Source organism: Flagellimonas sp. S3867 (assembly GCF_014698935.1).
GTDB lineage: Bacteria > Bacteroidota > Bacteroidia > Flavobacteriales > Flavobacteriaceae > Flagellimonas.
The window spans coordinates 246,358-270,389 of the sequence record NZ_JACVMN010000002.1; the positions used below are offsets into that span (position 1 = coordinate 246,358).

Below are 24,032 nucleotides of genomic sequence, written 5' to 3' on the forward strand. Positions count from 1 at the left end.
TTATGAAAAAAAGTTTAGGAACACTGCTGATTATCGCTCTTACCTGTTTCTCTTGTTCAAAAACAACGGGACCTATTGTGATAACTCCGGAGGATTACCACAGTTCTGTGGACAAAGTGACCCAGGTTATGATCCATGATATTTTTTCACCTCCTGTGGCAAGTCGTATCTATGCGTATCCTAATGTTGCTGCCTACGAAATATTGGCATTAAAAGATGGCAATTATAACTCATTACAAGGTCAGGTCTCAGATCTGTCCCCAATCCCCCAACCTGATAGCGAAGAAAATATCAATTGGGATTTGGCTGCATTGATAGCTCATATCGATATGAACAAAAGGCTGATTTTTTCAGAAGATAGGATTGAAACCTACCGAGATAGCCTTTACCATAAATGGGAGGAGCAAAATCCTGTTGAATTTGAAGCTTCCAAGGCCTATGGATTGAAAGTAGCGGACCATATTGCTGCATGGATGGACAAGGACAATTACAAACAAACCCGAACCATGCCCAAGTTCACGGTAGATTCTGAAGATGCATCAAGATGGCAACCTACCCCACCATCCTATATGGATGGTATTGAGCCTCACTGGAACAAAATAAGACCTTTTGTCATCGACTCTTCCAATCAGTTTAAACCATCGCCCCCGCCACCATTTTCAATGGAGGAAGATTCCGATTTTTACAAAGAGGTAGTTGAGGTATACAACATAAGCAATGAGATTACGGCCAAGGGTGATGAATCTGAAGAAATAGAAATTGCCAAATTCTGGGATTGCAACCCCTATGTTTCTGTAACCCGGGGCCACTTAATGTTCGCCACTAAAAAAATTACGCCAGGAGCACATTGGATTGGTATTGCAAAAATAGCTGCCAAAAAAACAAATGCTGATTTAGGCAAAACCGTATATGCCTATACCAAAACCTCTATTGCCATTGCCGATGCCTTTATTAGCTGTTGGGATGAAAAATATCGAAGTAACCTTATCCGTCCTGAAACTTTGATCAACGAACATATTGACGATAGTTGGGAACCGGTGCTTCAAACGCCTCCGTTTCCGGAGTATACAAGTGGGCATAGCGTTGCATCGGGAGCTGCCGCAATGGCTTTGACCAGTGTTTTCGGTGACAATTTTGCCTTTGATGATGATACCGAAGTACCCTATGGCTTACCGGTTAGATCATTCAAATCGTTCAAGGCAGCGGCAGATGAAGCCGCCATAAGTAGAATGTATGGAGGCATACACTATAGGGCCGCAGTAGAAATTGGTGTAAATCAGGGAAGATCTTTGGGAAAATTTGTCGTGGACAATCTTGATATGAATTAAAATTCTCAATCCTATAAATCAAGCTTAATAGTATGAAAAAAGTTCTTTTGAGCATATTGGTAATTTTGATGATTGCCCTGTTATGGTATCTGTTCCTTAAACCATCGGATTACACCATACGATTTGAGGCGAAGACCTTCCCCGGAGCTATAAACCAAACCATTAAACTTTGGGATCAAACCTTGGATACTATAAATCCCGTATCACAAGAAGGAAATAATATTTACCATCTAACCCAAAGGGTTAAATTCGGCGATTCCATACACATTTATGATTGGGAAATAGAAGCGACTACAGATTCTACATCCAATGTCAAGGTTAACATTAGTGATGAAAACCACAGCCTATCCAACAAGATAAAAGTACCATTTTCTGATACTGATTTTGAAAAGCGCTCTAGAAAGACGGTGCTTGATTTTATGGAGAACCTAAACGATCACACAAACAAGTTTAAAGTTACCATTGTGGGAGAGGAAGATCTACCAACCAAGTATTTGGCATACATTCCATTAAAGGTCACCCAATTTCAAAAAGCGGGTGGAATGATGAAAAATTTAAACTTTATTACCCATATTTTACTGCAAAACGAGGTACAACTCGATGGACCGCCAATGGTTCAGGTCACCAAATGGAATATGGAAAAAGACAGTATCGATTATAATTTTGGTCAACCTATCATCCGTTCCGAAAGTTTACCGATGAACACCGAAATTAAATACCGGCGTGTTTTCTCCAAAAAGGCATTAAAAGCCGAATACAATGGCAATTACATTACATCGGACAGGGCTTGGTATGCTCTTTTAGATTATGCCAAGGCCAATAATATTGAAGTGGAACCGACCCCAGTTGAAATCTTTTATAACAATCCTAACTTTGGCGGCAACGCACTTCAATGGAAGGCTGAAATTTACATGCCAATAAAGGAAAGCAATGAATAGACTAGTACCCATAGTGCTTCTTTTATTTGTACAGGCATGTGCGCAAAAACCATGGTACGGCGATTTGAAATTCGAAGGCAAGATTCCCGCTCATTTAAGCGAGATTTCTGGTTTGATTTCTACTGATGCATCTACCATTTGGGCAATAGAAGACAATGGGAACAAGGATCATATATATTCTCTTAACCTACAAGGGCAACAAACTAAAGAATTTAAGGTAAAAAATGCCAAGAACAATGATTGGGAAGACTTGGCCAAAGATGAAAAGGGCAACATTTATATTGGAAATTTCGGCAATAATAATAATGACAGAGAGAATCTTTCTGTTTACAAAATTCCAAATCCTGATAATGAACCTGGTAATAAAATCGAGGCTGAAAAAATAGCTTTTCATTATCCGGAACAAAAGAAATTCCCGCCTAAGAAATCTAAGTTGCTATTTGATTGCGAAGCCTTTTTTTACAATAATGATTTTCTATACCTCATCACCAAAAACAGAACAAGGCCGTATACTGGAAAGGCTTTGATCTATAAAATTCCTGCAGCAAAGGGTTCTCATAAGGCAGAATTCGTAGGTGAATTTACTACATGCACCAATCAAAAATTCTGTTCTGTTACTTCTGCCGATATTTCACCTGACGGTAAAAAAATCGCATTACTAGGCTCAGGATATATTTGGTTGTTTTCTGATTTTATTGGAGACGATTTTACAAAAGGGACCCAGCAAATCATAGATGTTAAGCATAGAACACAGCAAGAATCTATTTGTTTTTTGGATGACACTACCCTTTTGATTGCAGACGAACAATCACAGACTAAGGGAAGGAATTTATATTCCTATAATCTTGATAAATAGGTTTAAACCGCTCCTTACGTTAAGACATTTATCAACCCTATTTGGAACAATCACAAGGGAGTAATTGGTGATGAAAAGAAGATATGCTATTTAGGCACACTTATCGGTTTGCGTATGAGTAGTAAGGGAATAAATATATGACAATTTTCGGATTAGCACTTAGCCAAATACGTAATAACTTTGGGTTTGGCACTTAACCCTTATTACTTATACACTTTGTTGGCAACAGTTTTTTATATTCGTTCAATTTCTTGATGAATTTTTCTTTTTGAGTTCTCAAATATTTCTCCTCCAAATTCTTCATTGTCTAGTGAAATTGTAGTAACATCTTTTATTCCCATTATTCCGAACACAAATTTAAGGTAAGTTGTTTGAAAGTTCATATGTTCATTTTTTTCATTTTCTCCATAACCTGTGTCTCCTCGACTTGATAGAATGAACATTTTTTTATTTTTTAAAAGACCTACATAATCTCCATCTGGCTTTCCTGAACGAAATTTCCACGTTTCATTTATTCGCATAAGTTGGTCAATATATGATTTTAAACCACTAGGAATTGACCAATTGTACATTGGTGTTGCGAGAACATATATATTATGCTCTTTAAACTCTTTAATTAGTATGTCGCTAAATTCAACGCCAGATTGATTTTCTTTTGTTCTGTCTTTGGGGTTAACAAACGCACTTGAAATCCATTTTTCATTTATGGCAGGAATTTCTTCTAGTCCGACTTCTCGAAAGGAAAATGTGTCTTTTGGATTTTTATTTTTCCAGTTTTTTAGAAACAGTTTTGTTAATTCTCGACTGTGCGATTTTTCATTTCGTACACTTGAGTTAATGATAAGTACTTTGTTCATTTTTTTTAATTTTGAATGATGACACAAAGTTCGTTATCGTAATGCAGATAAATATTGACCTAGTTTAAGATGACTTATATTTTTTACGAATTCTACTTAAAAACTCAGCAGTAATACCTAAATATGAAGCGATTAAGTATTGTGGTACTTTATCAGTTATTTTTGGGTAATTTTCTATAAAATTCGCATATCGTTGTTCTGCATCTAGTACATTATCTTCTATTATTCTTTTTTGTAAACTTCCTAAATACTTTTCAAGTATGATTCTGAAAAAGCGTTCAAGCTTGGGGATTTGTTTTAACATTTCTTGAAAAGAATCGTAACGAATTTGTAATAATTCAGTTTGCTCAATTGCTTGAATGTTATAAATTGAAGGTTTTTGTTTCTGAAAGCTATCAATATCTGTTGCCCACCAATTTTCAATTGCAAAATAGAGTATTTCTTCTTTGCCTGTTTTAGAATTTATGTAAAAAGCTTTTAAAGTTCCACTAACTACAAAATTGTCAGTTCTGCAAATTTCTCCATTTCTTAACAAGTATTCTCCTTTTTTAAGCGTTTTTTCTGTCCAAAAACTTTCAATTAGATTTTGCTCTTCCGAATTCAATTCAATGTGCTCTGAAATCGACTTTATTAGAGGTTTTTTCATAATTGTTGCCAACTAAGAGGATATGAATTCGTTTTAATGATTTATATCCTACGATAAGTGAAGTTCGGGAAATTTAGCCTAAGATTCAATAGTAAATTTATAGATCCAACATATAAATTCACAAACATGAAATGATTTCTTCTTGTTTCCTTCGACAGGCTCAGGATGACATTATTTTCAGCCTAAAACCCAAATCCAACCCCAAAGGCAAAACGCATTCCGTCAGCGCTGCTGAACAGCCCAAAGTTTGCGGAAAGGACATCGGCTCCATTTAAAAAGAAACCTCCTCCTACGGAGTTGTGCCATTTATCAGAATCATCTCCTGGAAACCATACCCGCCCATAATCAAAACCTCCATAAATTCCAGGAGTTACCGGCAGTAATCCAGTTTGTCTGTTTCTAAAACTTAAGCGAAGATCCGTATTTTGGTAGAAAGCGGATTTCCCTGTAAAACGTTCAAATCTAAACCCACGTAGTCCATTGTTTGCCCCAATATTCGCACCTTGGTAAAACTCAAAATCATCACCAATATTTATATGACCTTTTAGTTTGGTCGCTAAAACCAGTTTTCCATTGGAACATAATTTATGATCTATGGACAGACTGGGAATAACATACCCAAATGCCCTATCGGAATCATTTAAATTCATCTTGTAACCCCCATGCAATGAAAAACTCATTCCCATGGTTGGGAACGCTTCATTGTCCGAATTGGAATAAGTGTATTCGGCATCCAAACCAAAGAAACTCTGCTCGCTCTCTTCGCCATTTTGAACATAAAACTGGTTGATGAAGCGATCTTCTGTCTCTTCAACCTCAATATCTTCATAGGAAACACCCAATCTTACTTTAGAACCTAAATATCCTCGCCAAACCAAGGAGGGTGCTATTTTTATTGTTCTTAACCTAACCCTATTGAAATCGAGCCCTAGAGGCTCATCATCATCATTGTTTTCGGTTTCGTTGCCAAAACCAAAGAAATTGACAGCAAAATTTGGACTTGTAAACCTAGCATCCAGCTCCAAGTTTACGCCTTCGAAGACATTTGCAAATTCCCCATTATACCCCACATCAAAACCGTTGGTGGCAAAATAGTAGGCTGCATTGATAACGTGCTGTTGCGTAAACGGATTTTGTCTAAAACCATTGAACGTATACGTGTTTGTAAATCCTATCTTAAAACCATCGTCTGGATTGGACCCTATAATAGGTAGAAATTGGTTGTTGCTGGCCTTTATCTTAAGAAACTCATAGGTATTGGTGTCATAATCGTTTATCTGATGTAGGGTTCCACCAAAAGCTTCATCGTAAGTATTCTTTTTGGCCTTAAAGTCATAGGTATGCACTTTTCTTGACTTTTCATCGATTTTATAAATGTCATTGTTTTGCCCTCCAACAATCCGCACCTTAATTTTCGATGTTTTGGTGTTTACCTCAAAAACGTCCTCATCATCTAAGCCATATACCCAAACCTCTTTTGTGTATTCCGGCTTGTAAATCTTCTTGAAAAAGAGATCTTCCTTTTCTCCGTTTTTGATGCGATAGCCCCTAACTTCCAAATCTCCATTTGGAGCTGAGACTATACTGAAGTAATCGTCCTTATCTGTTCCGGTGACCACACTATATTTATTGATGACCCCGAAATACTCCTGGGCAGTGCCTACAAGGTTTCTTTTTCTGGCCAAAAGGGTCTTCTTTATTTTGTCGATGGTCTCATCCCGAACTTCCTCAGGAAAGTTCAACAATGCCTCATCAATTACGGCTTCTGTAATATGTTGTTGAAGAAATTTGGCTTGTTCCACCCATGTTTCCATATCCGTTTCGGACAGAAGGGCCATATCCAAGGCAAAAGTTCGTGGTGAAGAGGTAAACCCTTTTACACTTTTGATATCTTCGTGGAATCCTTCAAAAATTCGAAGTGCGGGTACTGCCCGTGAACCAAATCCCATTATAAAACCATCTCCCCAAAGTGAATAGGCTTGATCTCTGTCCCGGGGGATGGGTTTGTAGATTTTTTTTCCATCCTTGCCATCAAATTCAGCCCATCGCCATTGATCTACGTGTCTATCCCAATCTCCTATCAACATATCAAACAGGCGCGCCCTGGCATAAGTCTCACCATCCAACCTGTATTTTTCGTCCTTGCGCAACTTCTGAATAAAATCATAAGTGCTTTCAATCTTTTCGGTCTTTCCAAAGCTTTCCAAATCAGAATGTCCATCAGAAACATGTTCTTCGATCATGTACAATCCACCACCAAAATCAGCATTGAAACCACCTAACACCGATTGTTTGGGTACGTAAAACAGTTTTGGGTTGGTGTGGTAAAGTTTCGCTGCATTAGAAAGTTCTGCCACTGTAAAAGGAGCATACGGATGGGCCCCAGTGTACAAATCCAATAATAGTTTTTCGATAGAAGTATCATCGAATTGGCCAATAACATATCGTTCTTGAAAAGCAATGGCCTGTAAATAGCGTTCTGCACTCTTGCGTAAATCTCGCATTACATACTGCTTTCCCTCTTTATCTTTTAATCGCAAGGAATTGGATTGGTTTCCACCTCCTTTTCGCACTACGGAGAGTCCACCATAAAGGGTATCGAGCAACACAGTAGGTGCTTTCACTTTGGTGGCATAGTATTTTCTATATCGCTCTCCCCAAAGCCATTTGTGAAATCCACTTTTGTCGATTTCTTCATCGGTATAGATGGATGCTGCTTTAAATGCGGGAAAATCATTGGTGTAGGATACGCTTTCGGTAGAAGTGTCTGGCGGAATCACTTGCGATTGGTACAACAGTTCTTCCGGATTTTCACCAGCGCCATAGAAATCCACCTCAGATGACCCATCGGTAAAAACATTCAACACCGCGTAACCTGTTTTTCCTGTTGAAAATTTACTGCCATTTAATAAGCGGGTTGCCCCTGTATTGGCACCTGAACCACTCACTATCTGCGGAATACCTTTTTCTTCAATATATTGTAATGAATGCTCATGCCCAGAAACAAAAACTACCTTATCTGAATATTGAGATAATGTGATTATCCTATTCTTTAAGTAGTTGTACATTTTATTCTGAAGATCGGTAATTGAGGCTCCAGATGTCTTCCGCAACAAATTTGCCAATGAGCTAATACCAGGCAACGGAAACCCTTTTCCGCTCGGATTCATATGCTCTTTAAACGAAAAATACCCGCCATGTGACCCATATGTGAACATGGGATGGTGCATGGCTATGATCGTGGTCTTATCCACATTTTTTTTAATCAAACTTTCCAGTTCTTCAAAAAGTCTGCCCCGATCTTTGATTTCGCAATCATCATTCATCGTTGGATGCCTATCCCAATTGGTCAAATACCACTCTGTATCAATGGCTATTACCAGGATGTTATCGCTCACTTCAATCTTTTCCAAAGGACAACCATTGTCTGGCAAAAACACATCTTTGCTATTCAATGCTTTTTGAACATACTTTTCCTGCCGCTCCAACCCTTTAAGCCCATTGCTGTACCAATCATGGTTTCCTGGAATAAAAACCGTTTTTCCTTTGTATTCTTTTACGGTACTTAATTGGGCATCCAAATGGTTCTTGGCCAATGCATGACCTGAGGGGTCATCATTTTTACTCGGGAATCCAGCCGGATAAATATTATCGCCCAAAAATAGCACGGTGCTATTCTTGTTTGCTTTTTGCAATCGATCCTTAAATTGCTTTAGTGTAGAATTCAGATCGCCTACTGGGGATTTCCCCGCATCACCAATCAAATAGAAGGTATGTTCAATTTCTTTATTGTTGGAAACATCTGTTTTATTGAATGGGGTTGCATACTTTGCTTCATAAGTTGCGCACCCAGTTGCCAAGGCCAATAGAAGGATAACCAAGTAATGTTTTTTCATATCTCGGAGGTTGATTCCAAAATTTTGTATTTTGGAGAATTCAAAGTACTGTTATGTCGGAAATTTTAGAAAAAGCTGAACATTTTGTCTCCGAAATTTTAGAAAATAAATTGGATCCAAAGTTCTTATACCACAATTTGCGACATACCCAGCGCGTAGTTAAAAGTACTAAAGAATTACTCAATTTTTATAATTTAAGTGATGATGAGCAGGAAAGGCTTTTACTGGCTGCATGGTTCCATGATACCGGTTACACGAAAGGCACCCAAAACCATGAGGAGACCAGTTGCGAAATAGCGAGCAATTTTCTTGAAGAAAATAACTACGACCCAAAAGGTATTGCTGAAATAAGTGCCAATATAATGGCCACTGAACGATATCATGAACCAGAAAATTTGCATCAGGAAATTATTAGGGATGCCGATGCTTCGCATTTTGCCCAAAAAAGCTATTGGGAGACCACCGATTTTTTGAAGGAAGAATTGGAACTGCTCAATATTGCCAAATATTCGAACAAAGAGTGGAGGGACGCAAATATTAAAATGTTCCGAAATGAACATCAGTTTTATACAGCGTATGCCAAGGAAAACTGGCTAGAGGGCAAAGAGCGTAATCTGAAACAATTAGTGAAAGAGAAAAAAACGGAAAAGGAAATTGCCAAAAAAGAAGCGCTTAAAGCAAAATACAAAAGTGAAAGTCCGGATAGGGGTATCCAAACCTTGTTTAGAGTTACCTTAAAAAACCATTTGACCCTTAGTGATATCGCAGACACCAAGGCCAACATACTGCTTTCGGTAAATGCCATTATTATTTCGGTCGCTTTATCCAACCTTATTCCCAAGCTCGATAATCCATCCAATGAATATTTAATTTGGCCAACGGGAATTTTCATCACTTTTAGTGTAATTTCAATGGTTTTGGCGGTATTGGCCACAAGGCCTAATGTAACAAGCGGGCAGTTTACCAAACAAGATGTGGAAAACAAGAAGGTAAATCTCCTGTTCTTTGGAAATTTTCATAAAATGAGCCTTGGTGATTACGAATGGGCCATAAAAGAATTGGTAAAGGACAATCAATACATTTATTCTTCCCTAACAAAGGATTTGTACTTCTTAGGATTAGTGCTGAACAGAAAATATAAGATTCTTAGGCTTACCTATACCATTTTTATTATCGGAATAGTAATATCCGTAATCGCCTTCGCGATCGCGTTCAACTTTTTTGGTGGTACAGGTAGATTATAGAACTAAGATTTAAGCTCTTCCATCAAATCTTCATACGTATAAGTACGCTCAGATTTGGTGTCCTTATCCTTGGTATAGAGAATTTCGGCTCGAATAGCCTTTAATCCAGTTACGCCTTGCAATCCTTCCAGCTCAACAATCTCGATATTGTTGGTAAAATAACCTTTAGCCTTTAGGAATTTGATATAGCGCATATATTCCTTCTCATCTTTACGCTGACTGTACACAATGGCCAATTTTCCTTTTTGGGTCAATCTTTCATTGGTGCCCTTAATGTAGGACTTGTCGATACGTTTTTTGATAATCTCATATCTTGCATTGTAAGTACCGTCTACATCAAATCGCTTTTCATCCATTCTAAACCGAATGGACAACGAAGTACTGTATACCAAAATCAGCGATGCAACATCTAACTTTACAGGTAGTTTAGGTTTTAGGGCGTAGTATTTGTTTTCCATATCGCACATCACCTGCAATTGCCACAACCGGAGGTTGCTTAAATAAAGCTCATTGAAGTTCCTATCGTTAGCTATAGAACTACCAATGTACATATTATGCTCTACCCCATCCGTTTTGTAACGTTCAAAATAATGCGGAAACATCTCTTGGGCCTCAACCTGTTTTTTGTCCAACAAAGCTGCTAGCTCCATGTTGGCTTCCATTACACTGTTATCGTAATTTCTACGATGATCATAATAAGATTCTGTTCCTTCGTCTATCCGCTCTTCATAGGTGTCAACCAACGTCGCCAACTTCTTGTTTTCGCTTTTTAGGTGCTTAAATACCGGAGCTATTTCTTCTTTTACAAAATCAAAAATGGCCTGTTCTGTATGTGTGTACAATGCCTCTTTTACTTCGTCAAGATAGGTGTTCACCCTAAACATAAGCTCCTCATAAATAGGTAGCTTGAATTTTTTGAACGCCTCAATCAAAACTCCGTTGATTTCGGAGAGTTGAATCATTAAATCACGCTGAATGGACAGATTTCTTTGTTTTGAGGATTCCTTGATATCAATTTGACCGTAAAGCGGATATACATCCTTGAAAACAATCTCTTTAAAAACCGGCTGATTTCCTACAAGCTCATCGCCCATAAAACGTTTGGCTTCTTCCTGAAACTTCCAATAGACAGAGGAGTGTACGGTAGTGCACTCATGCTGAATAATGGCATCAACCAAATTTTCCTCTTCTTCTATAGATCGAATCACGGCAGAAATAATGAATGGCATTACATCTTCCAGCTTGTTGGCATTGACACTATTGAGTTCATTCTCCGTGGTCGAAACCAGTTCTAAAACACCTAACAGATTACCATCACTGGCTATTGGGGCCAATATGGCACTTTTTATGCCTTGCTCATGTAAATTTTTATAAGGTTGCTCCCCATTTGATTTCTTATAGTACTTTTCTACATTGGAAATGGCAAAATAGTTGTTTTCCTTTAAGAGTTTATCAGAAGAATAACTACAGAGCATCCTGTCGCAAGATTCCATTTCCTTGCCTTTGAGAATATAACTTTCTATTCCTTTACCGTAGATTTTAAGAAATCTATTGGTTCCAGAATCATATCCAGCAAAGCCTACATTTATTTTTCTTAGGTTGAAGAGTGATCTAAAGGTTTCCTGAAAACTATCCATGAAGTTTTCATTTGCCCTTTTGTTGCTGCCAATCAATGTGGATTTAATTTCAGAAATGGAATGTTCGGCTGTTACATCGAACATGTTCGAAATCACAAATCCTTTAGAGATGAAGCTGTTTGGTGGGATTTTTTCTTTCCACAGATCAACATTGTCAAAATTTTCCAATAGTTCATCAACATCGGCCTGTGAAAGTTCCTTTGCCTTTTTGGTAGGTACAATCTCCATAAAATCTGCATTATACAGAATACGGTAATGGCGCATTACCCCATTGGCATCAGGTATATCATAAAACAAAGGTCTTCTAAAGTCCATCTTAAACCCGTAGTAAAAAGCCAATACCACGGTACATCTCATAATGTAATCCACATTCTGCGGAAGATTCCGAATCTGGAGCTCAAATCCTTCACCTGCATCTTTTAAAATATTCTGAAATCGCTCAGAGGAATTAAACACCAAGCTTTCAAAAGGTGTTGATGCTGTTTTAATCTCATTTTTGGTAAGTACTGGGGAAAACGTATCCGCCAGGATAACACTTATTACGTCCTTGTGCTTCTTTAAAAGCTCAAAATCGTCAAAACCTTCTCTTAACTCCGGATACGGCGCTTGTGTATCAAGAATATATTTGGCCCTTTCTGCCAAATACTTGTCCTTGCTTTTAAGTTGCTCGTCGTAGTGTTGCAACAGTTTGTTGAAACTAACCAGATGCAACATGGGACTCTCTGCCTGGTAATTCTGCTCCATACAATATAAGTCGAGGTTTAGCCTGTAAAGTTACAAAAAGAAAAAATGCCAGTTGTTAAAGTAATCCTTATGGAATTGTTCACTTTTTTTGGATATTTAAAGAAATTTGTTGCATGTCCTCCAATTTTAGGTTAGACCGAGCTTACGAGAAGGCGAAAACCATCTATTTTGATGATGATTCGAGATTTATTTTCTTCAGTGACTGCCATCGAGGTGATAACAGTTTTGCCGATGATTTTGCCAATAATCGGAATATTTATTTTCATGCATTGAACCATTACTATCGCGAAGGATTTCAGTACTGCGAACTCGGTGATGGTGATGAACTTTGGGAGAATCTGCATTTCGAGTCGATTTTTGAAGCTCATAAAAATGTGTACCAACTGCTGCGACAATTCCATTTGGAAAATCGACTCCATATGGTCTGGGGCAACCACGATATGGTCTACAGTCAAAAATCGTATGTGGACAAGCACTTATCTAGCTATTTTGAGCCTATTGAGGATAAGGACAAAGAGCTTTTTGAAGGAATAAACTATCATGAATCCCTAATTTTAAAGCATACCCAAACCCAACAAGAAATATTCTGTACCCATGGGCACCAAGCGGATTGGTGGAATTATGTTTGCTGGCGAATAGGTCGTTTTTTGGTGCGAATTCTTTGGAAACCTCTTCAAGTTGTCGGTATTGCCGATCCAACCAGCCCTGCCAAAAATTATAAAGAGCTTATTCGAATTGAAAAACGTATCAAACGCTGGATTCTAAAAAACAACTTAAGAATTACCATTGCAGGGCACACCCATAGACCTCGATTCCCTGAGCCAGGTCAAATTCCATTTTTTAATGATGGAAGTTGTGTACATCCACGAAGTATTACTGGAATTGAGATTGAAAAGGGTGAAATTTCCTTGATCAAATGGCAAATTGCCACTAAAGTGGACGGTACACTTCAAATTGTAAGGGTTTTACTGGAGGGTCCAGAAAAACTATCTGATTACACCTCCTAATCTTCGATTATTTTCGCGTGGCCAAAGTTTTCATAGCTTCTACAAAAACATCCAGCTCTTTTGTGGTGGTATAAATATTGGGCGTAATGCGGCATCCGTGTACATTGAATCCATCAATGGCCACTGTCCAAATGCCAAATTCATCCAATAATGTTTCTGCCAGTAATTTAGGTGGCATATGTGCAATTCCAACATTGGCTATACCGCATGATCTTTCTGGCTGAATTGGTGTGTTAACCACAATATTTGGTACATCCCTTAGTTTATCACTCCAATATTTTTGCAAAAAACGCAGGCGTTTTTCCTTTTTTTGTATTCCAATGTTTTCCAAATAATCTATTGCCGCTTCAATGGCCAAATAAATTTGCACTGGATTGGTGCCGGTATGATTGAGTCTTAAAATATCTCTTGGCATTCTGCCATATTCTGCAAGCAAAGGCCATATGTTGGGAATATTCTTTGGAGATACATACAATAACCCAACTCCAAGCGGTGCATTCAACCACTTATGCAAACTGGACCCATAATAATCACAGTCCAGTTCTGATATATTAACGTCAATATGGCCTATGGCATGTGCACCATCAACCATTACCTCTACCCCATGCTTGTGTGCCATGTCACAAATTTTTCTAATAGGGAGAATATGACCGGTTATATTAATCATATGGCATACCATTAATAATTTGGTTCTTTGGGTAATTTTTGATTCATAAAGGGCCACGATTTCTTCATCTGATCTAGGGTGGTTAGGAATGGAAACTTCCTTGCATACAACGCCATAACGATCACGTACCATGTAAAAATGGTCTTTCATGGCTCCATAATCCTGATTTGCAAATATGGCCTCATCTCCTTCCCTCCATGGAAAACCACCGATAATAAGGTCCAAAGATTCCGTAGTATTCCTTGTAATGGCAAGTGAATTTGGATTGCAACCAACAAACTTTGCCAATCTAGCCGTAACTTTTTCCTTGTTTTCCCATTGGGATGTCCTCATATAATAAGACCCCTCGTAGTTCACCATTTGGGTTAATGCGTACAGCTTTTCCATAACTGGTTTAGGAGAAATACAATAGTAACCGTTTTCCAGATTGATATAATCCGGTTTTAAATCGAAATCTTGTCGGATACGAGTCCAGAAATCTTTGCCTTCTCCTTTAGGATATGGTTGATTAGTATGGGTTATTTTCTGACTTCTGCTTGCTATGGGCACAATCGTTGTTGCCATCGCAGCCTGCCCCAGACGCTTTAAAAATTGTCTTTTTTTCATAATTCATCCGTTGAAAATACTGGTAATGTACCGTTACTGATTCAAGTTACAATTTTACCGCCTAGTTTGCGATTTAACGTCTCTTTATCAGGTTGATGGCAAGGTATTTGTTAACTTTAAATAAACTTATCGACCAAATTGCTATGAAAAGTCTTGTTCTGTTGTTAATTGGTTTGGTCTTTGGGCTTGCAACTTTGCATGCTCAAGGGGATATTCCTACCACTCGCCCGCTGAAAATCGGGGAACGGAACGATTTGGATATTAAATCCAGTAATCAAGGCACTTCACTTCGCATACCTTCCGTTATTGATGAAAATCTGACCTCCAACAGTAACAAACCCGGTGTTAAAATGTTACCGGACAAACAATTACTTCAGGCTGGACACGATTTGGTGATTGACCCCAAAGTTGGAGAAAAAGAGAAAAAAGGTTCTAAGGAACACCACGGTGATCAATACTTGGGAGATATAAAAACCACCGCGAAATTTATCGGGATCGTTTGTCGAGACCATGAATATGTTGATGGTGATCGTGTAAAAATCTATCTCAATGGTATGGTGATTGAACCCAACATTCTACTTTCGGGTACTTTTAAAGGAATCAATATTGATTTGGTAGAAGGCTTTAACCGGCTTGATTTCGAAGCTCTGAACCAAGGTTCATCGGGTCCGAATACCGCCCAAGTTGTGGTGGCTGATGATAAAGGTCAAGTAATTCACAACAACCGATGGAATCTTTCAACCGGCGCCAAGGCCAGCTTAATTGTGGTTAAAGAAAAAGAATAGCTATTCTCCTGGCTTGTACATTTTTACAGCTCTCTTTAGCACATCTTCCTTATAAAATGCAGCATCTTTCCATTGCACATCGGCATACTTTTGAATTTGGTCATCAAAATGCGGCGAATTGGGGTCTCCACTTTGACCACCCGCTAAAATAGTTTTGGCCTTGACCTTATCGCCAAATTCCACCGCAGCCACAAAACTGTTGCCCCGTGTACCATAGATTTTTTTGGTTCCATTGTTATAACGTGCACCGTATGCAGCCAATGCCCCCCATCTTCCACTAGCAAAACCGATTGGAATGCTGGGCTTGGAATCGTCAAAAGCTTGGCGAATATCTCCATTTAAGCGTTGGTATCGATTTACCTCCCCCCATGGCATCTGCCAAGTGCCAAAATCTGCTTCAAGTTTTTCAATGGCATGCCTAAAATGCATTAATTTTTCTTTATCGGGAGATTCTTTTCCGTAAAAGACAATCTTTTCCATCGGACTTTTGAAACTTCTATCTTCTTTACTTTCATATATTAAACACAAAGTACCATAATAATGAGATAAAGTCATCGCCACAGATTCTTTGGAAGTTTTAAAATCCCAATTTCGCAGCACCTCGATTGGTGCTTGAAGTTTAGATATTGGTGCTTGATCATAAGCTTTAATCAATCCCGGAATCAGTACTTTAAAGGCTGGTAAATAGGGATCATGGGCCAAGGCAATTAAATTATCCAAACTATATCCTTTTTCTCTTTTAGCACTCAATAGCTCAATCGCATGTACTCCCCTAAAATTTTCTTCATCACGGGACATATATTTGGGATAATCACCTCGTTTAGGACTATTTTCCGAAGCGGAGGTATAAGGCGTTGAATTGCAGTTTTGAATCCAGCCATTTTCGGGGTTCAATACCAAAATATTTTCATCCACCGTGTGCAATCCTTTCCAATCCGTCAGGGGATTATTCCCATCGACTGGTTGGGTAAAATCAAAATTTGTATCCCTTTTTGGGATGAAATTTCCATGGAAATAGGCAATATTGCCCTCGGCATCGGCATAAACCGTATTGTTTGAGGAATTGGTTCGAATGTCCATCATTTTTCGGAAGCCGTCATATCCACTTTGTTTGGTTCGAATGAAAGATTGTTCCAACGCTTTAACTGGTTCCCACATCATGGCCGAAGCGGTCCATTGACCATCAACTGAATGGGTAATGGGTCCATGATGGGTGCGGTACATTGGGAAAGTTTTTTCTTTCACACCATCTCCATTTTTATACTTTAAGGCCACCTCCTTAGAACCAACCAATCTTAGTTCTTCTCCATAGTGATAAAAAAGATTATCACCATTTTTTACGATAGTTTCCTTGAACTCATCCATAACATCTGTGTACGTAGATGTATGCATCCAACCGGTTTTTTCATTGAAACCCTGGTACACAAAAAATTGCCCCCAGGTTACAGCTCCATAAGCATTTAACCCTTCTTCGCTGACCACATGCACCTCTCCTCTAAAATAAAAAGAGGTATGCGGATTTATCAACAGCATGGTGTTTCCCGATTCGGTTAACTTTCCAGCAATAGCGATTCCGTTTGAGCCTTGAGGCTCTGCCATTTCCTTTTCTTTTTCCTGTTTGAGTGCTTCCATTTCTGGAAGTTCCCTTCCGCCTTCATAAAATGCCTTGATTTTGGCAACTGATATGCGCTCAATATCCCCACCAATACTCCCTTCACTAAAATACATGGGCATCCAGGGTTCAAATCGGGTCAACAGTTTAGGTTTTACCTCTGGATGTGTATATAAATAGTAATTGATACCATCGGCAAAGGCATCACAAAGTTTTTTCAGCCATTCAGGGCTTTTCTCATAATTGGCAATTGCTTCTTTCTCGGTCATAAAAAGTTGAGCCCGAAGATCACTGTAAAGTGCAGCTTCGCCTTCTACTTCTGCCAATCTTCCAGTGGCCCAAATGTAGTTTTGTTCAACCCGGTTAAAATCATCTTCACATTGCGCATATAACAAGCCAAAAACAGCATCGGCATCAGTTTCTCCATAAATATGTGGGACTCCAAAGTCGTCCCGTATGATGGTAACGTTTTCCGCTTGGGTTTGCCATTCTTCAACTTCAGTTTGTGGTTTTGGGGTGCAGTTCACTAAAATGAACAACGCAATCAACAGTAAACTTCTCATTGTTTTATGCTTTTTTCAGAAACTGGGTCTTCAATACAATTTGGGATTTTCCGATTCTACACTCAACTTCTTGCGGACTCCCTGTTAAGCGAATATTTTTTATCACATTCCCTCTTTTTAGGGTCTTGGACATTCCCTTGATTTTTAAATCTTTGACAACATGCACATTGTCTCCATCCTCAAGAATGTTTCCATTACAGTCCTTGGTATCCATTTGTATGTTTTAGACGATTAAAATACATCAAATGCCATTGAATTACTAATTGGAAGGGAACATTACCAACTACCGCTGGCACCACCTCCGCCAGAACTGCCGCCACCACCAGAAAAGCTACTTGAGCTCCCACCAGAAGAACTTGACCCAAAGGAATGACTTCCCCCGGAAGAAAAGGTTTTGCTCATATATGTGCTATCACTTTTGAGCAACGAAAGCTTGAATCCCTCTTTGCCTTTGATCAGAATTTTCACCGCGGCCAACACCAAGGTAAAAACCAAAAAACCAGCAACTAGGTAATAAGTCCAAGAAACGTCGTCCAGCAAATATGTGTAATCTTCTAGATTGATGCCTAAACCGAATATTTCGACTGCAAAGAACAAAGGCATTACAATGAAAACTATTGAAAAAAGAATGGGAATCAGTTGAAAAAGTATCATAAAAATGCCCTGTAAGACACCTAGCTTTCCAATCATCATTCCGCGAAATGCTTCAATTACGCCAGAGTATGTTCTGTAAAAAATAAAACCTCCGGCAGCCACAAAAATCAAAAGGAAAAGGATAATAAAGATTCTGATACCCCATCCCATTTCACCCTCGGCCTCCAATTCATTTTTAAATTCTTCCAACGCTTCTGGATTGTTTAGAAATTCAATGAGTTGATCAGTGGCCAAGTTCAATCCATCAAAATAATTATCCTCCTTGAATGCTGGAATCATGGTGTTTCTTATGATACCAGAAGCAACCGCATCCGTGATATAGGGTTCTAAACCGTAACCCACCTCAATACGTACCTCCCTGTCGTTTTTGGAAAACAGAATAAGAATGCCATTATCTTTATCCTTCTGACCCAATTGATTTTGATTGAACGTGCCGTTTGCATATTCTTCAATCGTCTCATTGCCCAAAGCATCAATGGTCAAAATCACCAATTGGTTTGTGGTTTCTGTTTCAAACTGGGTAAGCTTTGCTTTGAGTCCTTCCAATTCTTGTGTCGAAAAAATATGGGCACTATCCGTAACGATTTCCTCCAACAGCAGATAACGTTGTTGCCCAAAGCTTACGGAAGAAATTACAATCAGAAGAACAGCAAGAAGTGTCTTTTTCATTATAAATATTGAACAGAAAAAATTAAATATACAATATGTTGCCCTGTTCTTCGGCTACCAATGTACAAACAGTATCAATGGTTTTATGTCCGTATAATTTCAACTAACTTGTACCTCCTTTTAAAATTTTCATGTCCGATAAAAAAGTAAGCGTCTTAACTGCATTTAAAACTATAATATGGCCCAAAAGAAAATTGGTCTTTATCGGTTTGTTTTTGATTGCCATAAGCAAGGCGGCTAGTTTTGTTGCCCCAATTGCCTCAAAATACCTTATTGATGATGTTATTGTTAACAAGGATATCAGTATGCTCAAATTTCTAGTGGCTGGGGTTATGCTGGCTATTTTTATCCAAGCGGTGACCTCTTTTTTGTTGACACGAATTTTAAGTGTCCAGGCACAGTATCTAATTTCTGAGCTACGGGCACAAGTACAAAAAAAAGTGCTTTCACTGCCTATTCGGTTTTTTGATAATACAAAATCTGGAGCGCTTGTATCGCGAATTATGTCCGATGTGGAGGGGGTTCGAAACCTTGTCGGAACCGGCTTGGTTCAACTGGTAGGCGGAATCATCACCGCAGTGGTTTCAGTTATTCTTTTGTTGGATATCAGCGTTTTCATGACCTTGTTCACTTTTATTCCCTTGATTATTTTTTCAATTATTGCCCTCAAGGCTTTTAAAATTATCCGTCCAATTTTTAGAGATCGCGGAAAAATTAATGCTGAAGTGAAGGGTAGATTGACTGAAACTTTAGGTGGTATTAGAGTCATTAAAGGATTCAATGCCGAGCAACAAGAGCATGCAGTTTTTGAAACTGGGGTTGAACGTTTATATCAAAATGTAAAAAAGAGTTTGACCACCACCGCTTTTATGACCAGTTCATCCACATTTTTATTGGGAGTTGCCACCACAAGTGTTATGGGTTTTGGCGGCTATAAAATCATAGAAGGAAATCTAACAATTGGAGAATTTGTGGAGTTTACCGTGTTGTTGGGCCTAATGATAGCTCCAATTGTTCAAATGAGCAACATTGGAAGTCAATTGACCGAAGCCTTGGCCGGTTTGGACCGAACGGAAGAGCTCATGAATATAACCCCTGAGGCAAATGAAGCCGAGCGAACCAATGTGCTTAAATCCATTCATGGGGATATGAATTTCACCAATGTCTCATTTGCGTATGAAGAGGATAAGGAAGTTTTGCACAATATCAGTTTTAAGGTGAAGTCTGGGCAGGTAATCGCTTTGGTGGGAAGTTCAGGTTCAGGAAAATCCACCATAGCCGGTCTCGCAGCAAGTTTTTTAAATCCTGATTCAGGCATCATCACCATAGATGGGAAGGATATGTCCAAAGTTGACCTCAACAGCTTTCGGCAACATTTGGGCGTGGTTCTACAAGATGATTTTCTGTTTGAGGGAACCATAAAAGAAAATATCCAGTTTCCTAGACCCAATGCCTCTGAAGACCAGTTACTAAAAGCTGTAAAAGCTGCTTACGTAGATGAGTTTACCAACCGATTTGATGAAGGATTGGACACTTTAATTGGCGAAAGAGGGGTAAAATTATCTGGTGGACAACGTCAACGAATTGCAATAGCAAGGGCGGTTTTGGCGGATCCAAGAATATTGATTTTGGATGAGGCCACTTCAAGTTTGGACACGGAGTCCGAAGCATTGATCCAGAAAAGTTTAGCTGAACTTACTAAGGGAAGAACAACTTTTGTGATTGCCCACCGATTGAGTACTATTAGAAAAGCAGACCAGATTTTAGTAATCGAGAATGGCAGGATAGCCGAGCAAGGCACCCATGAAGAGTTAATCGCTTCCGAAGGAAGGTATTATAATCTGTTTACGTATCAGGCGAGAATCTAAGCTTCTTCAGGAGCCAACTCAACCTCTAAGCCTTCAAGCTCAGGTGTAATGTGCAATTGACATCCCAATCGGCTGTTATCCTCTACATAAAAGGCCTCGGCCAACATGGCTTCCTCATCATCTGACTTTTCGGGAAGCTCGTGTCCAGATTTTACATAACATTGGCAGGAAGCGCACATGGCCATTCCACCACAAATGCCAATTGTTCCCTCAGGTGCCAATTCATAAGAACGGACCACTTCCATAAGGTTCATATTCATATCCGTTGGTGCGTCCACTTCGTGGAGTACGCCATCGCGGTCAACTATTTTTAGTTTGATGTCACTCATAATTCACATTTGCCGTGTACTTCAACAGGCTCAGCATAACGCCGATTAATATTTATTCAATTGTTTTTACCACAGCTTTTGGTGCTTCTTTTTTACTGCCATCAAAACCAATAACTCCACCAACCGTGGTATACTTCATTACATATTTTTTATCTGGATAGATTCGTTGATAGGCACTTTGACACATCAAAGTAGCTTCATGGAAACCACATAAAATCAATTTTAGCTTGCCCGGATAGGTATTCACATCACCTATGGCATAAATACCCGGAATATTGGTTTGATAATCCAAAGTGTTATCCACTTTGATGGCATTTTTTTCAATTTCCAATCCCCATTCTGAAATCGGGCCCAATTTAGGGGAAAGTCCAAAAAGAGGAATAAAATTGTCTGCCTCTAGATCAATTTCTTCTGAATTATCTGTTTTCCTAACAATTATCTTTTCAAGCTTATCCTCACCCTGCAAGTCAATTACCTCAGCAGGGGTTATCAAATTAATCTTTCCTTGATTTTTTAACTGCTGCACTTTTTCCACGGAGTCCAAAGCTCCTCTGAACTCGTTACGACGGTGTACCAAGGTTACCTCTGAAGCTATCTCCGCTAAAAATATGGACCAGTCCAAAGCTGAATCGCCACCACCTGCAATCAACACCTTTTTATCTCGATAAACTTCAGGTTCTTTGATCATGTAGGCTACTCCTTTGTCCTCAAACTTGGAAAGGTTGTCCAACAAAGGTTTTCTTGGTTCAAAACTACCAAGTCCGCCTGCAATAGCAATAATTGGAGCATTATGCTTTGTTCCTTTGTTTGTGGTAACCACAAAAGTGCCATCTTCCAACTTCTCAATTTTTTCTGCGCGCTCCCCTAAAGTAAAACCAGGCTGGAACGGTTTAATTTGTTCCATTAAGTTGTCTACCAGTTCACCTGCCAGCACTTCTGGAAAACCTGGAATATCGTATATGGGTTTCTTGGGATATATTTCGGAACACTGTCCTCCGGGTTGCGGTAAAGCATCTATTAAATGACACTTTAATTGTAGCAGACCTGCCTCAAAAACGGCAAAAAGACCCGTAGGTCCCGCTCCAATAATCAAAATATCGGTTTTAATCATTCAGAATCGTTTTTGGATATCCGCGCAACTTAAGATTTGTAGTGGGAAGGATTTATGATTTTTATCAGCCTAACTTACATTAATGACTTCTTCAATCTGAGGCACGTACTTTTTAATGGTCATCTCAACACCACTTTTTAAAGTCATCTGGTTTACACTGCATCCAATGCAGTTTCCTTCGAGTTTTACTTTTACGGAACTACCATTATCTATCGAAATCAACGAAATATCTCCGCCATCACTTTGCAGAAATGGTCTTATTTCATCCAAAGCTTTTTCAACATTGTTTTTAATCTCTTCTGATGTCATGCTCATTTCTTTTTAACGGCAGCACAACCTGCCATTGTTGTAATTTTTATTGCTTCGGTAGGTGGTAGATCTGTATTTCTTTTTACCAATTCTTGAACTATGTTCTTGGTCAATTCTTCAAATGCCTCTTCAATCGGAGTGGCGGTTTGCAGTGCTGCTGGTCTACCTATATCTCCTGCTTCGCGAATGCTCTGCACTAATGGGATTTCTCCCAAAAATGGTATGTCCAAGTCGTCTGCCAAGTTTTTAGCTCCATGCTTTCCAAAGATATGGTATTTGTTGTTAGGCAGCTCTGCTGGTGTAAAGTAGGCCATGTTTTCCACAATTCCCAACACGGGAACGCTAATAGCTTCTTGTTGGAACATGGCAACTCCTTTTCTTGCATCTGCCAATGCAATTTCTTGGGGAGTGCTTACCACAACAGCCCCTGTAACCGGCAGGGATTGCATTATGCTCAAGTGAATATCTCCTGTCCCTGGAGGTAAATCCAATAAAAGAAAGTCCAATTCTCCCCAATGGGCATCAAAAATCATCTGGTTCAACGCTTTGGAAGCCATAGGTCCTCTCCAGATTACCGCTTGGTTGGGCTGAGTGAAAAATCCAATGGACAATAGCTTTACACCATAATTTTCCACTGGTTTCATTTTGGATTTGCCATTAACATTGACCGACAATGGTTTTTCCAATGCAACATCGAACATAATGGGCATGGAGGGCCCGTAAATATCCGTATCCAACAAGCCTACTTTAAAGCCCATTTTTGCCAAGGTAACCGCCAAATTAGCAGTTACAGTGGATTTTCCCACACCTCCTTTACCAGAGGCTACGGCAATAATATTTTGGATTCCCGGTATTGGGTTCCCTTTTATTTGATTGACCTTCGGCTTTGCGGGAGCATCAACCTTTAGATTGATCTTTATCTTGGCCTTTTCATAAACTTCTCTATGGATAATTTTTAAAATCTCAACCTCTGTTTTCTTTCTAGCTTGAAGACTTGGGTTTTTAATGGTCACATCTACCTCAACTTCATCTCCGAACACCTGTACGTTGGTAACCGCACCACTCTCTACCAAATTCTGGCCTTCTCCGGGAGCGGAAATGTTTTCCAATGCTTTAAGAATATCTGCCTTGTTCAGCTTCATCAATCCTGTTTTGTTTGCAGTCGTTTAAACTTATTCTAAATTACAAAGATACGGCTTGACCCTTATATTAAGAAGTTTGGTGATTGAAAATGAAGATGGTGGGATTGGGTAAGGCTATTGTTGAAAGGTGAGGGGTCTTAGGTAAAAGGGTGATGAGAGGTTGGGTAAAAGGTTAAAGGTTTTGGACGAAGGGCTGCCCATTGTAAATTGTTCATTGAACATTGTTTATTGTTCCCTTCAGAGTAGTTCTTTCCCAGGGTCCCAAAAATACTTTTGCAAATCGACAATTTGATTATCTTGAATCTCTACACCTTCGTTTTCAAGTAATTGTTGCATTAAACTGGTGCCATCAAAATGGTGTTTACCTGTCAATATTCCTTTTCTATTCACAACTCGATGGGCTGGGACATCCTTGGCGGAAGAATTATTCATGGCCCAGCCTACCATTCTTGCGCTACGCGCAGCTCCCAAGTATTTGGCAATGGCCCCATAGGAGGTCACTTTTCCATATGGAATCAGTCTGGCCACTTCGTAGACCTTATCAAAAAAGTTTTTCTCTTCCAT

Annotated in this window: 20 protein-coding genes; 7 read left to right on the forward strand and 13 right to left on the reverse strand. The window is 39.1% G+C overall.

Translation table 11 applies throughout. The features are described 5' to 3' along the window. Window positions 1-2 precede the first annotated feature (2 nt). From IAG46_RS08775 to IAG46_RS08785, 3 genes are read left to right on the forward strand one after another with little or no spacing between them, the layout of a single operon-like run. A complete protein-coding gene (locus IAG46_RS08775; RefSeq protein WP_190809981.1) occupies window positions 3-1,328 on the forward strand; it encodes a vanadium-dependent haloperoxidase in 1,326 nt (441 codons plus the stop codon). A gap of 32 nt (window positions 1,329-1,360) precedes the next feature. After that, window positions 1,361-2,266: an AraC family transcriptional regulator gene (locus tag IAG46_RS08780; protein WP_190809982.1), complete on the forward strand. Its 906-nt coding sequence runs from the start codon at window positions 1,361-1,363 to the stop codon at window positions 2,264-2,266. After that, window positions 2,259-3,122 (forward strand): hypothetical protein, encoded by an 864-nt coding sequence (locus tag IAG46_RS08785; protein WP_190809983.1) that lies wholly within the window; start codon window positions 2,259-2,261, stop codon window positions 3,120-3,122. The genes IAG46_RS08780 and IAG46_RS08785 overlap by 8 nt, the downstream gene beginning before the upstream one ends. 233 nt (window positions 3,123-3,355) lie before the next feature. On the opposite strand, the gene IAG46_RS08790 is transcribed toward IAG46_RS08785, so the two are convergent. The 3 genes from IAG46_RS08790 to IAG46_RS08800 all read right to left on the reverse strand — a co-directional run bounded on the left by IAG46_RS08790 (window position 3,356) and on the right by IAG46_RS08800 (window position 8,521). Further along, window positions 3,356-3,979, reverse strand: a complete 624-nt coding sequence (locus IAG46_RS08790; RefSeq protein ID WP_190809984.1) for an FMN-dependent NADH-azoreductase — start codon at window positions 3,977-3,979, stop codon at window positions 3,356-3,358. Window positions 3,980-4,043: 64 nt separating this feature from the next. Then, window positions 4,044-4,625: a Crp/Fnr family transcriptional regulator gene (locus IAG46_RS08795; RefSeq protein WP_190809985.1), complete on the reverse strand. Its 582-nt coding sequence runs from the start codon at window positions 4,623-4,625 to the stop codon at window positions 4,044-4,046. Between the two features lie 182 nt (window positions 4,626-4,807). Continuing rightward, entirely contained in the window at window positions 4,808-8,521 is a 3,714-nt protein-coding gene (locus IAG46_RS08800) for a metallophosphoesterase (RefSeq protein WP_190809986.1), read from the reverse strand. Window positions 8,522-8,574: 53 nt separating this feature from the next. On the opposite strand from IAG46_RS08800, the gene IAG46_RS08805 reads away from it, so the two are divergent. Further along, window positions 8,575-9,765, forward strand: a complete 1,191-nt coding sequence (locus tag IAG46_RS08805; protein WP_190809987.1) for a Pycsar system effector family protein — start codon at window positions 8,575-8,577, stop codon at window positions 9,763-9,765. A gap of 2 nt (window positions 9,766-9,767) precedes the next feature. Here the strand turns inward: IAG46_RS08805 and IAG46_RS08810 are convergent, their stop codons facing one another. Next, a complete protein-coding gene (locus tag IAG46_RS08810) occupies window positions 9,768-12,146 on the reverse strand; it encodes a GAF domain-containing protein (protein WP_190809988.1) in 2,379 nt (792 codons plus the stop codon). A gap of 113 nt (window positions 12,147-12,259) precedes the next feature. Here IAG46_RS08810 and IAG46_RS08815 point away from each other — a divergent pair, with 113 nt between their 5' ends. After that, window positions 12,260-13,153: a metallophosphoesterase gene (locus tag IAG46_RS08815; protein WP_190809989.1), complete on the forward strand. Its 894-nt coding sequence runs from the start codon at window positions 12,260-12,262 to the stop codon at window positions 13,151-13,153. 7 nt (window positions 13,154-13,160) lie between these two features. Here the strand turns inward: IAG46_RS08815 and IAG46_RS08820 are convergent, their stop codons facing one another. Then, complete coding sequence (locus IAG46_RS08820; protein WP_190809990.1) at window positions 13,161-14,426, reverse strand: aminotransferase class V-fold PLP-dependent enzyme; 1,266 nt, start codon at window positions 14,424-14,426, stop codon at window positions 13,161-13,163. A 143-nt stretch (window positions 14,427-14,569) separates the two neighbouring features. Between IAG46_RS08820 and IAG46_RS08825 the strand changes: the two genes are divergently transcribed. Next, window positions 14,570-15,211 (forward strand): hypothetical protein, encoded by a 642-nt coding sequence (locus IAG46_RS08825; RefSeq protein ID WP_190809991.1) that lies wholly within the window; start codon window positions 14,570-14,572, stop codon window positions 15,209-15,211. On the opposite strand, the gene IAG46_RS08830 is transcribed toward IAG46_RS08825, so the two are convergent. The 3 genes from IAG46_RS08830 to IAG46_RS08840 form a co-directional block, all read right to left on the reverse strand. Beyond that, a complete protein-coding gene (locus IAG46_RS08830; protein ID WP_190809992.1) occupies window positions 15,212-17,386 on the reverse strand; it encodes an acylase in 2,175 nt (724 codons plus the stop codon). A 4-nt stretch (window positions 17,387-17,390) separates the two neighbouring features. Then, window positions 17,391-17,600: an alkylphosphonate utilization protein gene (locus IAG46_RS08835; RefSeq protein WP_190809993.1), complete on the reverse strand. Its 210-nt coding sequence runs from the start codon at window positions 17,598-17,600 to the stop codon at window positions 17,391-17,393. Window positions 17,601-17,662: 62 nt separating this feature from the next. After that, window positions 17,663-18,709 carry a YgcG family protein gene (locus IAG46_RS08840; RefSeq protein WP_190809994.1) on the reverse strand — a complete coding sequence of 349 codons (1,047 nt, stop codon included), beginning with the start codon at window positions 18,707-18,709 and terminating at the stop codon, window positions 17,663-17,665. A gap of 131 nt (window positions 18,710-18,840) precedes the next feature. Here IAG46_RS08840 and IAG46_RS08845 point away from each other — a divergent pair, with 131 nt between their 5' ends. Then, entirely contained in the window at window positions 18,841-20,577 is a 1,737-nt protein-coding gene (locus tag IAG46_RS08845) for an ABC transporter ATP-binding protein (RefSeq protein ID WP_190809995.1), read from the forward strand. Here the strand turns inward: IAG46_RS08845 and IAG46_RS08850 are convergent. The 5 genes from IAG46_RS08850 to IAG46_RS08870 all read right to left on the reverse strand — a co-directional run bounded on the left by IAG46_RS08850 (window position 20,574) and on the right by IAG46_RS08870 (window position 24,032). Beyond that, complete coding sequence (locus IAG46_RS08850; protein ID WP_190809996.1) at window positions 20,574-20,906, reverse strand: 2Fe-2S iron-sulfur cluster-binding protein; 333 nt, start codon at window positions 20,904-20,906, stop codon at window positions 20,574-20,576. The two genes, IAG46_RS08845 and IAG46_RS08850, sit on opposite strands and share 4 nt — an antisense overlap. 52 nt (window positions 20,907-20,958) lie before the next feature. After that, a complete protein-coding gene (locus IAG46_RS08855; protein WP_190809997.1) occupies window positions 20,959-22,017 on the reverse strand; it encodes an NAD(P)/FAD-dependent oxidoreductase in 1,059 nt (352 codons plus the stop codon). Between the two features lie 69 nt (window positions 22,018-22,086). Beyond that, the gene (locus tag IAG46_RS08860; RefSeq protein WP_190809998.1) at window positions 22,087-22,326 is read right to left on the reverse strand and encodes a NifU family protein; all 240 of its coding nucleotides are present in this window, start codon (window positions 22,324-22,326) and stop codon (window positions 22,087-22,089) included. A 2-nt stretch (window positions 22,327-22,328) separates the two neighbouring features. Beyond that, a complete protein-coding gene (locus tag IAG46_RS08865) occupies window positions 22,329-23,468 on the reverse strand; it encodes an Mrp/NBP35 family ATP-binding protein (protein WP_190809999.1) in 1,140 nt (379 codons plus the stop codon). Between the two features lie 237 nt (window positions 23,469-23,705). Beyond that, a complete protein-coding gene (locus IAG46_RS08870) occupies window positions 23,706-24,032 on the reverse strand; it encodes an MGMT family protein (protein ID WP_190810000.1) in 327 nt (108 codons plus the stop codon).